This is a genomic window from Hydrogenophaga sp. SL48 (assembly GCF_021729865.1).
Classification (GTDB): Bacteria; Pseudomonadota; Gammaproteobacteria; order Burkholderiales; family Burkholderiaceae_C; genus Hydrogenophaga.
The window spans coordinates 3,419,233-3,432,199 of sequence record NZ_CP063400.1; the positions used below are offsets into that span (position 1 = coordinate 3,419,233).

The 12,967-nt window shown below is 56.4% G+C and carries 13 protein-coding genes; 9 read left to right on the top strand and 4 right to left on the bottom strand.

The window, feature by feature from the left end:
* Positions 1-44: 44 nt before the first annotated feature.
* Positions 45-977, bottom strand: coding sequence for a LysR substrate-binding domain-containing protein (locus IM738_RS16190; protein WP_236962033.1), 933 nt, complete (start codon positions 975-977; stop codon positions 45-47).
* 95 nt (positions 978-1,072) lie between these two features.
* Here IM738_RS16190 and IM738_RS16195 point away from each other — a divergent pair, with 95 nt between their 5' ends.
* Genes IM738_RS16195 through IM738_RS16235 form a run of 9 tightly spaced genes read left to right on the top strand, consistent with a single transcriptional unit; the run spans position 1,073 to position 9,282 of the window.
* Positions 1,073-1,495 carry a cupin domain-containing protein gene (locus tag IM738_RS16195; RefSeq protein ID WP_236962035.1) on the top strand — a complete coding sequence of 141 codons (423 nt, stop codon included), beginning with the start codon at positions 1,073-1,075 and terminating at the stop codon, positions 1,493-1,495.
* Entirely contained in the window at positions 1,492-3,264 is a 1,773-nt protein-coding gene (locus IM738_RS16200) for a CocE/NonD family hydrolase (protein WP_236962038.1), read from the top strand. Before IM738_RS16195 ends, IM738_RS16200 begins: the two co-directional genes overlap by 4 nt.
* Before the next feature lie 47 nt (positions 3,265-3,311).
* Positions 3,312-3,650 carry a cupin domain-containing protein gene (locus IM738_RS16205; RefSeq protein ID WP_236962039.1) on the top strand — a complete coding sequence of 113 codons (339 nt, stop codon included), beginning with the start codon at positions 3,312-3,314 and terminating at the stop codon, positions 3,648-3,650.
* 3 nt (positions 3,651-3,653) lie between these two features.
* The gene (locus tag IM738_RS16210; protein ID WP_236962040.1) at positions 3,654-4,649 is read left to right on the top strand and encodes a Gfo/Idh/MocA family protein; all 996 of its coding nucleotides are present in this window, start codon (positions 3,654-3,656) and stop codon (positions 4,647-4,649) included.
* A 3-nt stretch (positions 4,650-4,652) separates the two neighbouring features.
* Positions 4,653-5,750 (top strand): flavin reductase, encoded by a 1,098-nt coding sequence (locus IM738_RS16215; protein WP_236962041.1) that lies wholly within the window; start codon positions 4,653-4,655, stop codon positions 5,748-5,750.
* A gap of 22 nt (positions 5,751-5,772) precedes the next feature.
* Positions 5,773-6,894: an LLM class flavin-dependent oxidoreductase gene (locus tag IM738_RS16220; protein WP_236962042.1), complete on the top strand. Its 1,122-nt coding sequence runs from the start codon at positions 5,773-5,775 to the stop codon at positions 6,892-6,894.
* Positions 6,895-6,946: 52 nt separating this feature from the next.
* Positions 6,947-7,705: an alpha/beta fold hydrolase gene (locus IM738_RS16225; RefSeq protein ID WP_272907667.1), complete on the top strand. Its 759-nt coding sequence runs from the start codon at positions 6,947-6,949 to the stop codon at positions 7,703-7,705.
* A gap of 40 nt (positions 7,706-7,745) precedes the next feature.
* Positions 7,746-8,723: a Bug family tripartite tricarboxylate transporter substrate binding protein gene (locus IM738_RS16230; protein ID WP_236962043.1), complete on the top strand. Its 978-nt coding sequence runs from the start codon at positions 7,746-7,748 to the stop codon at positions 8,721-8,723.
* A 34-nt stretch (positions 8,724-8,757) separates the two neighbouring features.
* A complete protein-coding gene (locus IM738_RS16235) occupies positions 8,758-9,282 on the top strand; it encodes a carboxymuconolactone decarboxylase family protein (RefSeq protein ID WP_236962044.1) in 525 nt (174 codons plus the stop codon).
* Positions 9,283-9,573: 291 nt separating this feature from the next.
* On the opposite strand, the gene ilvD is transcribed toward IM738_RS16235, so the two are convergent.
* The 3 genes from ilvD to IM738_RS16250 all read right to left on the bottom strand — a co-directional run bounded on the left by ilvD (position 9,574) and on the right by IM738_RS16250 (position 12,962).
* Positions 9,574-11,250, bottom strand: a complete 1,677-nt coding sequence (ilvD, locus tag IM738_RS16240) for a dihydroxy-acid dehydratase (RefSeq protein WP_236962046.1) — start codon at positions 11,248-11,250, stop codon at positions 9,574-9,576.
* Positions 11,240-12,118, bottom strand: a complete 879-nt coding sequence (locus IM738_RS16245) for a DMT family transporter (RefSeq protein WP_236962048.1) — start codon at positions 12,116-12,118, stop codon at positions 11,240-11,242. Before IM738_RS16245 ends, ilvD begins: the two co-directional genes overlap by 11 nt.
* 157 nt (positions 12,119-12,275) lie before the next feature.
* Positions 12,276-12,962, bottom strand: a complete 687-nt coding sequence (locus IM738_RS16250; RefSeq protein WP_236962050.1) for a DAPG hydrolase family protein — start codon at positions 12,960-12,962, stop codon at positions 12,276-12,278.
* Positions 12,963-12,967 lie beyond the last annotated feature (5 nt).

Genomic DNA, 12,967 nt, shown 5'->3' on the forward strand with positions numbered 1-12,967 from the left:
AAGATGGCTGTACCCCCGCTTTGAAATTCTCATCTCGGTCTCACTCAGACCTCGTAGTTCATACCCTTTGACGTCTCAACTACCAAGTCGCGCAGCCATCGTGTTGCGCCATCGCTTTCGCGAGTCTTGTGCCACTGCATGACGATACGTAGCGGAGGGATGTCGACTGGCGGCCAAAATAGCTTGAGAGGCAGTACCTGAACCTGTTGTTGTGCCAGGCGTGTCGGAACCGTAGCGATGCGTTGTGTACCGACTACGAGCGGCCCGAGCAAAGCGGGTGTCGTGCAGCTGAGCTCGACTCTGCGTTGAACACCAAGTCGGTCCATCGAGTACTGTTCGAAGCCAGGTCGCCTGTCAAAGCCGTAGCGTGTAACGGCATGCCCCAATGCAAGGTACAGGTCGAGGTTGAGACTGCGTTTGACCCGCTTGTTGCCTGTCCAGACGATGCAGTGGAACGTGTCATTGATAACCAGCGAGTGTGGATGCGCTTCATTGCGCATGCCTTCAATCACGAACGCCAGGTCAAGCTCCCGGCGGTTGAGTCGTTCTTCAATTTGTCCAGGGTCAGCAGGAAGCAGTTCGATAGTGACACCAGGAGCGAGCACTTCGACACGGCACATGACCTCGGCAAGAAGGGTCAAAACCGTGGACTCTGAGGCACATATTTGAAAGTGCCTTTTCGCTGTTGCCGGGTCAAACCCCGGGCGAAGCGAAATCGTACGCTCAACTATCTCCAGCGTCTCCTTGACCGAATCGAGCAACATTTCCGAGAGAGGTGTTAGCTCTAACTTGCGTCCTGCTGGAACGAGCAAAGGGTCTCCGAAGTACTCCCTCAGTCTCGCCAGTGAACCGCTCATCGATGGCTGCGTCACATGAAGTTGATTGGCTGCGGCGGTCACGCTGCGCAGAGTCAGCAACGCATCAAGCGCAACCAACAAGTTGAGGTCGATGCGTCGCAGGCGGCTGGATGTAGGCATAGGCCAGAACTATACATCGCATCTGGCGAAACGATTTTTGCTGAGCGCTTGTTCTACGTATCGTTGAGTCCACAGCAGCAAAAGGACGCAACGAAATGAACGAAATCGCCGAAAACAAACAGAAACTGCAGGCCCAAACACCAGGAGCCTATCGCGCTCAATCGGGGGAGTATGTCTTCAACTTCTCCAAGGTGAACCAGATTCTGGGAGGCCCAGACTACTCGCCCGTGTACGGAGGTTGTGTTGAGGGCGACCGCATGATTGTTGCTCTGATGACGGCGCCCGCCGGCAAGCAGTCGGAGCCTCACTCTCACCCCAACGAGCAATGGATTTACGTGCTCGAAGGCGTGATGGAAATTCTGGTGGAAGGTGAGCGACACACAGCCCATCCCGGCGAACTCATCTACATCCCCGCCAACACCATTCACTGTGGTTGCACTCCCACGGAGAAGGACGCGAAGTTCTTCACCGTCAAGGACGCTTCACACAGCCTGCACGGCATCAAGGTCCAAAAATGACCTTGGACAGCAAGGGAGACATCCATACCCGGACAGAAGTCCGGGACGGGATGCGCATCACCTGGAACGCACCCATCAAGATGTCCGATGGCACTGTGCTTCGAGCGGACGTCTTTCGCCCCATCGCTGAGGACTTGCGCGCCCCGGTCATCATCTCGCACGGCGTCTACGCGAAGGGACTGTCCTACCAGGATGGCTACCCGATGCAGTGGGAGAAGATGGTCAATGATTTTCCCGATGTCCTTGAAGGCTCGACCAACAAATACCAATCATGGGAAGTATCCGACCCAGAGCGCTGGGTGCCCCATGGCTATGCGGTGGTTCGGGTTGACTCAAGAGGTGCCGGCTGGAGCGAAGGGGTGCTTGACCCTATGTCACCTCAGGAAACTGCAGACTTTTGCTCGAGCATCGAGTGGGCTGCCGAGCAGCCTTGGAGCGATGGCACGGTGGGCGTGTTGGGTATCTCCTACTTTGCCAACATGGCATGGCGCGTAGCTGAGCGTCGACCTAAAGGTCTCAAGGCTGTCATTCCGTGGGAGGGATTCATCGACCTTTACCGCGACCCCACCTATCACGGCGGCATCCTCAACGAGTTCTCCAAGAAGTGGGCAGCGATTCAGGCCGTCACGGTGCAGTACGGTCTCGGCAGCCGGGCCAAACGCAACCCCAACACAGGCGAGTCCATCGCCGGGCCGGTGGACAAGTCGGACGCTGAACTGACCAGTCATCGGCATGACCTATATGAGCAATCGTTGGAGTGGCCTCTGGATGGACCGTTCTGGCAGAGCCGTACACCAGACCCGACCGAAATAGATTTGCCATTTCTTTCCTGCGCCAACTGGGGGGGCATGGGTATACACCCGCGAGGCAACTTCAACGGCTTCACCGAGTCGCCGTCCAAGCAGAAGTGGCTCGAGGTACACGGTGACTCCCACTGGTCACTGTTCTCTGCGAGCTACGGCCTGACGTTGCAGAAGCGCTTCTTCGACCACTTTCTCAAAGGCATTGACAACGGTTGGGACAGGAGCCCACGCGTGCAACTCAACATCCGCAACGTTGACGGTCGATTCCAACGGCGTGACGAGCATGAGTGGCCCATAGGGCGCACTCGTTGGACGAAGTTCTATCTTGATGCGAGTCAATCGGCTATGGCAGCGGGATTGCCACCACAAACAGCAAATTCAAGGTACGAGTCGACCGGCAAAGGTTTGACCTTTCGCACACCGCCCCTGTCTGAAGAGACGGAAATCACCGGCCCCATCGCTGCCAAGTTGTTCATCGAAAGCACAACGGCAGATGCAGACCTCTTCCTGGTCGTTCAAGTGTTTGACCCCTCCGGTAAGGAGCTGACCTTTCAGGGCGCGTTGGACCCGAACACGCCCATTGCGATGGGATGGCTGCGTGCGTCCCATCGCCGCGTGGACCCATCTCGCAGCAAACCATGGCAGCCCTATCACCCACACGACAAGGTTGAGCCATTGACGGCAGGTCAAGTCTACGAACTCGACATCGAAATCCTACCGACCTGCATCGTATTGCCCAAGGGGTGGACGCTTGGCCTTTCTGTTCGGGGAAAAGACTACGAATACGAAGGAGACGTCGAAGAGTTCGGTCAGCAGTTCTATTACGCGACGCGAGGCACCGGGGGCATGACGCACAACGATGTCCGTGACCGTCCTTCTGCACTCTTTGACAACGCCGTCACGTTGCACACCGGCGGCGGCAGGGCTTCATACCTTCTCGTACCCATCGTGCCCCCTCGGTCCTGATGGCAGGCATTCCCCTCAAACAAGCAATTCAATTTCGGAGACACGCAATGGCACACATCACCCTGCAGGACGTCAAGGACGAGTTCGTCACACCGAAGCATTCAAGCGCTTTCGGGAAGCTCATCACAGGCGAGCACATTGAAATCGGCGTGCTCAAGTACAAGGCCGGTGAAGGTGCGCAGATGCACTCGCATCCCCACGAGCAGATTTCCATCATCCTCTCTGGGCGAAGCCGCGTCACGCTGAACGGAGAAGTCTTCGAAGTCGGCCCAGGTGAAGCGGTTCACATCCCGCCAAACGTTCCCCACAAGGTCGAAATCATTGAAGACTCCGAGGTGATTTCTGCCAAGAGCATCGTCGACGGCGTTGGCCACAGGATTGGCTGAACCATGTTGAACGTCGCAGTCATTGGCCTTGGATGGTGGGGCCGAATCATCGTGGACCTACTCTCCCAGGGACAGAAGCTCAAGGTCGTCCACGTCGTGGACGTCAGCGAAGTAGGACGAGCGTTTGCACTTGAGCGGGGAATCCGTTTCTCGACCAGCCTTGAAGAAGCGCTACGAGACGATTCAGTCCAAGGGGTAGTGCTCTGTACGCCTCACACGCAGCATACCGAGCAAATCCTTTCCACAGCGCGTGCAGGCAAACATGTCTTCTGCGAAAAGCCGTTGTCCATGACGCGTGCGGACGTTTTGAAGGCAATAGAAGCTGTTGACAAGGCGGGCGTAGCGCTGGCTGTGGGTCATGAAAAACGTTTCGAGCCGCCCATCCAGGAAATCATGCGTCTGCTCAAGGAAGGCGCCTTGGGTACGCCCCTCCAGGTTGAAGCGAACTTCAGCCAAGACAAGTTCTTGGCACTCGCCAAAGACAACTGGCGCCTGTCGGGCAAGGAGTCGCCGGCTGGCCCCATGACCGCAACGGGCATCCATTTGCTGGACTTGGCTGTGGGTGTTTTCGGTGAGGCGGAAACCGTCCATGCCAGCGTGAAACAACTCGGAAGCCCATTGACAAACGGTGACACGCTGGCGGCTCTGGTCACCTTCAAACGCGGCGGGCACGCCCTCATCAGCGCCATCTTGGCGACTCCCTTCGCCGGCCGCTTTGCTGTGTACGGTTCCCAAGGATGGGCAGAGGTGCGCGACAAGACACATCCGGAAGCTCCAGAGGGTTGGACTTTGACCACCTGTCTGCGGGGCCAGCGTTTGAAGTCAGTGGACATCCCGCCAGCGCCGGCCGTGCTGCTCAACCTTGAGGCATTCGCAGATGCCGCGCTTGGTCGAGTGCCATACCCCGTGCCGCGCGAGCAGATGATTGCCAATGTCAGCGCTTTGGAAGCCATCTTCCGCTCGGCGCAGAGTGGTGGCATTGAGCGAGTTGAGGGCTAAGCCATGCCGCAGTTCGACAGTCCGTTCGACGCAAAGCAACTCCGCCAAGTGCTGGGGACTTTCGTTACAGGAGTGACGGTCATCACAACCGTGGACTCCAAGGGTGCTTTTCACGGCCTTACCGTGAATTCTTTCAGCTCAGTCTCGCTCGACCCACCTCTCATCTTGTGGAGCCAATCCAAGACGTCACCGAGCCACCCTGTGTTCAATGAAGCAGAGAGGTTCGCCGTCAACATCCTCTCCGACGACCAAGTAGCCATATCCAACCGCTTCTCCCGCGCAAACGTTGACAAGTTTGCCGAGACATCTGTGATAGCCGGACTTGGTGGAGTCCCACTTATCCAAGGTTGCTCCGCACATCTTGAATGCCGCCGCGTCCAAACCTACCCAGGCGGTGACCACGTGGTGTTTCTCGGAGAGGTGGAGCGCATTGCACGTCATCCAAGCCAGCCCTTGGTCTTCGGCGACGGGCGCTACTTGATGGCGGGGCCGCATGACCTGGGGGTATCACGCAAAGACAAGGGGGCCTGCAATGTTGCCCAGCTTACGGCCATACGCCTTGCCACTCGTGCAATGGTTGAGCTGTCACACGAGCTTGACCAGACCTTGGGGCTAGGGGTATGGGGCAACCATGGGCCCACCATGATTCGCTGGGAAGAATCTTCGCAGCCTATCAGTGAAAAGCTGCGAACTGGCTTGGTGCTTCCGATGCACACATCCGCCACAGGACTTGCATTTGCCACCTGGCTTCCGCGCGACCTCACTGCAGACTTCCTGGATGCAGAACTGGCCGAGCTCGGAAACGAATCGCATTTCCTTGACGTTGAGCAGCTCCCGCAGCGTCTCGCGGAATTTCGAGCTGCAGGTGTCGTGCGATTGGTAGGAACAGATGAGTTCCAGGCTCTCTATGGAACCGCCATCAGTGCTGTCAGCGTGCCTGTTTTCGACCCATCTGGAGCGATGGTGCTTGCGCTGACAGCTATCGGCGCCGCCGGCCGAATCGATATCGAAGAAAACAGTCGTCTATGCACTGGCCTGCTCGGATGCTCGACGTCCATTACCCAACGACTTACGGCTGCAGCGATACCGCTTGCGGCTTGACAAACACGATACGGAGATTCCAATGAAACTGGGTACTTTCATGATGCCGCTTCACCCCCCTGGCCGAAACGCCTGGGAGACTCTTGCTGAGGACCGGGAAGCTATCTTGCTCGCAGACGAGTTGGGCTACTGCGAAGCGTATGTGGGTGAGCATGTCACGGACATTGCTGAGAACGTGACGTCCTGCCTCATGTTCTTGTCTTCTCTCGCGCACGACACCCGCAACATTGTTCTGGGTACCGGGACCATCAATCTCCCGAACACCCACCCTGCAGCAGTTGCGGCTCAGGTGGCGATGTTGGACCACATTCTCAAGGGACGATTCATCATGGGCATCAGCCCAGGTGGCCTGATGTCGGACGCAGAGGTCTTTGGCAACCACCAAAAGAATCGCAATGCCATCTTCGTCGAGAGCATCAATCAAATTCTAAAAATCTGGGAGACCGACGGCCCGCTTGATTTGGAAGGTGAGTTCTTCAAGGTGTCCACCATGAACACCGCCATTCCCGAAATCGGACAAGGTCTGATTCTCAAGCCTTATCAAAGACCTCATCCCCGAATCGTGGGCACCGCAGTCGCGCCTTTTTCACAAGGTGTGACGGAGATGGCAAAACGAGGCTGGCAACCCATATCTGCCAACTTTTTGTTGCCCGAATGGGTCAAGACCCATTGGCCAAAGTATGTGGAAGGTCGTGAGGCAGTAGGTGCCAAAGCCTCTGCATCAGAGTGGCGCGTTGCCAAATCCATCTTCGTGGCCGACAACGAAAACACTGCACAGCGCTACGGCAAAAGTGTGGAAGGGCCCTACCACTTCTACTTCAAGCAGCTCGTGCGCAAACTGGTCGGCTTCTCCGGTCGCTCCAACCTTTTCAAGTTGGACCAAAGTCAGCCAGACAGTGAAATCACGCCCGAGTATGTCACCGACAAACTGGTCATCGCAGGCACTGTGGATAGTGTCGTCGAGCAAATCTTGAACTTCCGAGAACAGATTGGTGACTTCGGCACGCTGCTGTACGCATGCCACGACTGGGTCGACCCAGTCCTCTCAAAGCGCTCCATGACGCTGATGGCTGAAGAGGTGATGCCCAGGGTCAACGCAGCCATTGCCCGTTCGGAACACCAGGAACAGGCCGTGGTGGCTTGAGATGAACGGGCTTCAAACAGTTCGAGTCCGGGACCTCGATGTCCGATTTCGGATGGACGAGCCCGAGGCCTCCCCTGTTGTCATGTTGGCACACGGGATTCTGACCTCTCATGTCATGTGGGACGGCGTTGCCGAACTCTTGTCGCAGCGTTGGCGGGTACTGCGATATGACCTCCGGGGGCACGGGTCGACGACCGTTGGTCAACTTCCGTATGCGATGCCAGAGCTCGCTCTGGACGCCATTGCCCTTCTAGACGAGTTGAACATTGAGCGGGTTCATTTTGTCGGCTCATCGTTAGGAGGGATGCTTGGCCAATGGGTAGGCGCCCACCACAGCGCACGCCTTCACTCGCTAACGCTGGCCAACACAACGGCAGTGCAAGGTACCCCCCAGTCTTGGGAGGAGCGCTTGACCGCAGCACGTGGGACAGGCCTTCTTCCGCTGGTCGAACCCACCCTGAAGCGATGGTTCACGCCGGGCTTCTTGGGGTCGAATTCGCTTGAAGTGTCGAAGATGCGTTCAATCGCGACGACAACATCCGTGGATGGTTTTATCGGATGCGCCGCTTTGGTGAGAGACCTTTCTCAGTTGCATCTTCTGCATCGCATCCACGTGCCGACACTCGTGGTCGCTGGAGAGCAGGACTCTGCCACTACTCCGATGGAGGCTCAGCAACTCGTTTCCAGCATCAGTGGAGCCAAGTTGGTTCTGCTTCCGGCCGCACATCAATCAGCGGTTGAATGCCCAAAAGCATTTGCTGCTGCATGGAGTTCATTTGCGGAAAACATTCCCCACTCATCGCGCGATTGACCGCGATATTTTCTCGTTCACATAACCACTAGGAGACGACATGAAAAAGCTAATCACCCTGGCCACAGCTGTAGCGCTGGGCATCGCAACAACATTGGCAAGCGCGGAGGACAACTTCCCAAGCAAGCCGGTCAAAATCATTGTTCCCTTTGCACCTGGGGGTGCGAGCGACGCCATCGCACGGCCTCTGGCACTGGCCATGAGCCAAATCCTCGGTCAACCGGTCGTGGTCGAGAACAAGCCCGGCGCAGCTGGCAACATCGCGCTGACCCATGTCGTGCGCTCGGCTGCGGACGGTTACACGCTTCTGCTCGGAAACATTTCCACGAACGCAATGAACCAGACCAGTTATGCAGACCGACTTCAGGTGGTGCCGAGCAAAGAGTTGACTGCCTTCGGGCTGATAGGACTGACACCGTCGGTACTGGTTGCAAGTACGAACTTTGCACCTAAGACTGGGCGAGAGTTCCTAGCCTTCTCCAAGGCCAATCCGGAGAGAGTGACCTATTGGTTGCCAGGTGTTGCCAGCGGCCCTCATTTCGATATGGTGGAACTCGAACGATTTGCCGGCATCAAGATGCTCGCTGTACCCTTCAGTGGGGGAGCAGGCCCCGGCTTCGCGGCGCTGATTGGCGGGCAAATCGACTTGGGATTGGTCAATCTGGGAGGTGCACTGCCATTGGTCACCAGCGGCAAACTTCGCGCTTATGCGGTTTCCACACCCCACCGTCTTCCCGAGCTTCCCGATGTCCCTACGGCTGCCGAAGCGGGATTGGGGAATCTGACGAGTTCCTGGCAAGCGCTTTTTGTGCCGTCGGAAACACCTGCTCAAGTCGTCAGAAAGCTCCACAAGGCCTTGAATGACTCCCTCAAGCGTGACGACGTCAAGGAGGCCTTGGCCAAATCCTCCACCATCATCACCCCCAGTAAATCACCAGACGATGCACAGGCATGGGTCGTCGGAGAGACCGAGCGTTGGGCAAAAATCATCACTGCCTCCGGAGTCAAGCCTCAATGACGACACACGGCCAAGAGCCCGAACAATACTGACCATGAAATCTCGACTCAAACTTCCTGAGCCGAGTCTTTTGACTCCGGCTCAGCAACTGGTTTTCGAGGACATCGTTCGTACCCGAGGCAATGTCGAAGGTCCGTTCTTGGCTTGGCTGCTCAGCCCTGGTTTGGCGGACCCAGCTCAAAAGCTAGGGGCCTTCTGTCGGTTCGGTACGAACTTGTCACATGTAGAGACTGAACTACTCATCCTGTACGTTGCCGCTCACTATGCATGTACTGCAGAGCAACAAATTCACGAGCCGATAGCGCAGAAAGCTGGCCTTTCAAGCGAGGTAATTGCAGCTATTCGAACCGGCGGAGTGCCGCCCTTGGCAACGTCACGGCAGCGATTGCTTGCAGATGTGACCATCGAACTACTGGACACAAAGACGCTGCAAGAGACCACCTACTCCAAAGCATCTTCTCAGTTGGGAGAGGTAACTCTGGTGGAGGTTGTCGGTGTCATCGGGTACTACGCGATGGTCGCATACACACTCAATGCGTTCTCATTTAGTGTGTCTTGAGAAGACTCATTCGGTGTTGCGAACTGACCTCTGCGCAACATCGTCTAAAGAGCTGAGCACAGCACCTGACCAAAAGCGTCCGCAGGTAACGCTCAAGCGCAAGTAAATTGAACGTCTCGCTGCCGAGCCTGAGGCAGTATGTCGGTGGTCCCCTTGAATTTTTGGGCTCCACCTGGCGGCCCTTCATGTGATTGAGCTCGATGCTCAAGTCCTCTTTCTCGGTCCGGTCCAGGTGGCACTTCAGCACGCGCTCATGCGAGCAAGTGCAGCCGACCCCATGAGTTGGCTCGGTCAATCCCCATCCAGAACTGCGCCGGTGCTGGCACTTGAGGCATTCCTCGCAAACTTGGACAGTACCCCCCTCTTGTACCGTGGTTCGGGCTGCTTCCAGTTGGCCCTTCGCTCGCGCAGCTCAGTGTCAGAAACATGCAACTGCAGAGTCAAGGTGTGCGCATTGATGGTTATCGAATCACCCTCTTGGACAAGCGCTATGGCTCCGCCCTCATAGGCCTCGGGCGCAACGTGTCCAACCACCATTCCCCAAGTCCCGCCTGAAAAGCGGCCATCGGTGATGAGACCCACAGTTTCGCCGAGTCCCTGTCCGATGAGTGCACTGGTGGGAGCAAGCATCTCAGGCATGCCTGGGCCGCCCTTTGGACCCAGGTACCGAAGAACCATGACGTCACCTGGATTGATGTTCTTGGCCATGATGGATGCAAGTGCAGCTTGCTCATCATCAAACACCCTTGCTGGTCCAGTAATCACTGGATTCTTCAATCCCGAAATCTTCGCCACGCTTCCCTCCGGTGACAGATTGCCGCGCAAGATGGCCAAGTGCCCCTCTGCGTACATCGGATTGGCGATTGGACGAATGACGTCTTGGTCAGACCGAAGAGGCGGGATGTTGGCAAGGTTCTCTGCCACTGTTTTCCCAGTGATGGTTATGCAGTCCCCGTTGAGCAACCCGGCATCAAGCAACACTTTCATCACGGCTGGGATACCCCCCGCCGTGTGCAAATCAACAGCCAAAAATCTCCCGCTGGGCTTGAGGTCACAAAGCACAGGAATCTTCTTCCGCATGCGCTCGAAGTCATCGATGGACCACTCAACTTGAGCCGCGTGGGCGATTGCCAGAAAATGAAGAACAGCGTTGGTGGAGCCACCTGTGGCCATGATGACTGCAACCGCGTTTTCTATGCTTTTACGGGTAACGATGTCTCTCGGCTTGAGGTCACGTTTCACCGCTTCGACCAACGTTTTTGCTGCAAGTTTTGTCGCCTCAACAATCTCGTCGTGCACATTCGCCATGGTCGAGCTGTAGGGCATGCTGACCCCCAGAGCTTCAAAAGCTGAGGACATGGTGTTGGCGGTGTACATACCACCACACGAACCACTTCCGGGGATTGCACGACGTTCGATTTGACAGAAGTCCTCCTCCGTCATCTTCCCGGCTGTGAACTGACCCACGGCCTCAAACACGCTGACAATGTTCAAGTCTTCCCCCTTGTACTTGCCAGGGAGAATCGTTCCACCGTAGACATAGATTGCTGGCACGTTTGCCCTGAGCATCCCCATCAGTCCACCCGGCATGTTCTTGTCACATCCGCCGATGACAAGCACTCCATCCATCCACTGTCCACCGACACAAGTCTCCACACAGTCGGAAATTACTTCGCGCGAGACCAGTGAGTACTTCATCCCTTCGGTCCCCATCGCCATACCGTCGCTGATGGTCGGTGTGCCGAAGACCTGCGGATTTGCGTTGCAGGCAATCAGCGCATTGATGGCCGCATCCGCGAGCTTTTGGAGCCCGGAGTTGCAGGGGGTAATGGTCGAGTGGCCGTTGGCCACACCAATCATTGGTTTGCCGAAGTCACTTGATGTGTACCCCATGGCGTAGTACATCGAACGGTTGGGGGCCCGTGCAATGCCCTCGGTGATGTTTTTGGAGCGACGGTTAATGTTCATGAGATGACCTCTTTGTCGTTGCGATGTAGACGCTTGGCAAGATGAGTGAAGCGCCAAGGGCGTGAAACCACTGGGGGGCCTCATTGAGGAACCACCAAGCTGTGAAAGCAGCGTAGATGGGGCTTAGATACATCACCACACCCGCCTTCGAAGCACCCAACTCACGCACCATCAATGTGTAGGCTTGATACGAGAGGAAGCCAGGGAGAATCCCGGCGAGCGCCACCAGGATGATGGCTTTGGCAGACAGGGGCGGCGGCGGCACCAAGAAGTACTCAAGGAGGGTGAAAGGAAATAGAACGACCAGTCCTCCAAGAGTGATACACCAGAGGCGCGATTGAGATGAGAGCTCTGAAGGCCAACGCTGCTGAAGCACCGTATAGGCCACCCACGAAACTGCAGCAACCAAAATCCAGATATCACCCCATGCAAAACGAACGAGAAGCAGGTTGAGCGGGTTGCCTTGACCAATCACGACCAACACACCGAGCAGTGCCATTGCAAGTGAAGCCTGTTGCGCTCCGCTCGAACTCTCTTTGAGAACCCATTTGCTCATGAGAGCTATCCCCACGGGAGTTGCTGCGTATATCAATCCGATGTTGGTCGCCGATGTCCCCTGTGCGCCGATATACACAAAAGCGCCACAGACCCACATGCCGAGGCCGCCAAGAATCAACATCCGCCGCCATTCGGTCTTCCATGCAGCATGGATGCTCGCTCTGTCGGTCCATACGAACGGAAGCAGCAGCAGAAAGACCAGCAGCCATCTACCAAGCGCCAAAGTGTGTGGTGAAACCACCCCTGAAGCAGCTCGAGCGATGATGTAGTTTGAAGACCATATAGCTGGAGTCACCCATAGCAACGCCAAGGCAAGTCGATGCTGGGAGGGTCCCATAGGAGGTCGCCGGCACTGCAAGTAGGTGGGGAAGACAACAGCAACGCACGGCTTCGCACAGGAAGGCTGGGCGCAGACTACAAACACTCCATCGCGCGATTCACGAGGAGTGCAAGAGTGGTCTAGCTCGTTACCACGGCACGTTCACAGCATGCGTTTTCCGGTTTTCTGCGATGAACAGAGAAGGTAGGAAGCGCGAAAGGAACGTGAACTCGTTGTAGCAATGCTGCAGCAAGGCGATGCCCAGTGCATCAGGCACTATTTCTTCAACTTCTTGAGCTGACTTTCCAATTGAAGGTAGGTCCTGGCCGAGATAGAAGTGACTTCTCAGAGCGCACCCCCATGGGGTATCTCGAGTGATGTGCAGCAGTCGACCTCCAAGAATTCTGTCATCTGGAAGACGTGGAGCCTCCCAGCTCATACCGACACGACCACACACGGAGCCCGTCACGCGCCCATCCTTGCGTGCTGCAGCGTACGCCGACGCATCGAAAAACTCGTCGTTTGAGCGGAACTGAATGAGCAGCTTTTCTGCGGGCAATCCAGTGAAGTACTCCTCCACTTTGTGAATTGAACCGACGTGCGTATCCGTGCTCCCACCAATCCAGTCGCTGAACACATGGTCCACTGGATGCCACCAGACATACTGCTGAGTATCTGGACGTGACCGGAACCACCACTCAAACATTTCACCGGTACACCCGTGCAAGTCTGTGCGACATGCAACGTGTAAAACACCATCGGGCAATCGCTCATATCCCGTCTCAAGCGGCATTGGCGTCGGGTCCAGCAATCGGTTCACTTCGTTGAGTTGCATATCTA

Bases quoted from the DNA above. Each gene is read 5' to 3' on its own strand.
- IM738_RS16190 (WP_236962033.1), bottom strand. From the start codon at position 977: ATGCCTACATCCAGCCGCCTGCGACGCATCGACCTCAACTTGTTGGTT.
- IM738_RS16195 (WP_236962035.1), top strand. From the start codon at position 1,073: ATGAACGAAATCGCCGAAAACAAACAGAAACTGCAGGCCCAAACACCA.
- IM738_RS16200 (WP_236962038.1), top strand. From the start codon at position 1,492: ATGACCTTGGACAGCAAGGGAGACATCCATACCCGGACAGAAGTCCGG.
- IM738_RS16205 (WP_236962039.1), top strand. From the start codon at position 3,312: ATGGCACACATCACCCTGCAGGACGTCAAGGACGAGTTCGTCACACCG.
- IM738_RS16210 (WP_236962040.1), top strand. From the start codon at position 3,654: ATGTTGAACGTCGCAGTCATTGGCCTTGGATGGTGGGGCCGAATCATC.
- IM738_RS16215 (WP_236962041.1), top strand. From the start codon at position 4,653: ATGCCGCAGTTCGACAGTCCGTTCGACGCAAAGCAACTCCGCCAAGTG.
- IM738_RS16220 (WP_236962042.1), top strand. From the start codon at position 5,773: ATGAAACTGGGTACTTTCATGATGCCGCTTCACCCCCCTGGCCGAAAC.
- IM738_RS16225 (WP_272907667.1), top strand. From the start codon at position 6,947: ATGGACGAGCCCGAGGCCTCCCCTGTTGTCATGTTGGCACACGGGATT.
- IM738_RS16230 (WP_236962043.1), top strand. From the start codon at position 7,746: ATGAAAAAGCTAATCACCCTGGCCACAGCTGTAGCGCTGGGCATCGCA.
- IM738_RS16235 (WP_236962044.1), top strand. From the start codon at position 8,758: ATGAAATCTCGACTCAAACTTCCTGAGCCGAGTCTTTTGACTCCGGCT.
- ilvD (WP_236962046.1), bottom strand. From the start codon at position 11,250: ATGAACATTAACCGTCGCTCCAAAAACATCACCGAGGGCATTGCACGG.
- IM738_RS16250 (WP_236962050.1), bottom strand. From the start codon at position 12,962: ATGCAACTCAACGAAGTGAACCGATTGCTGGACCCGACGCCAATGCCG.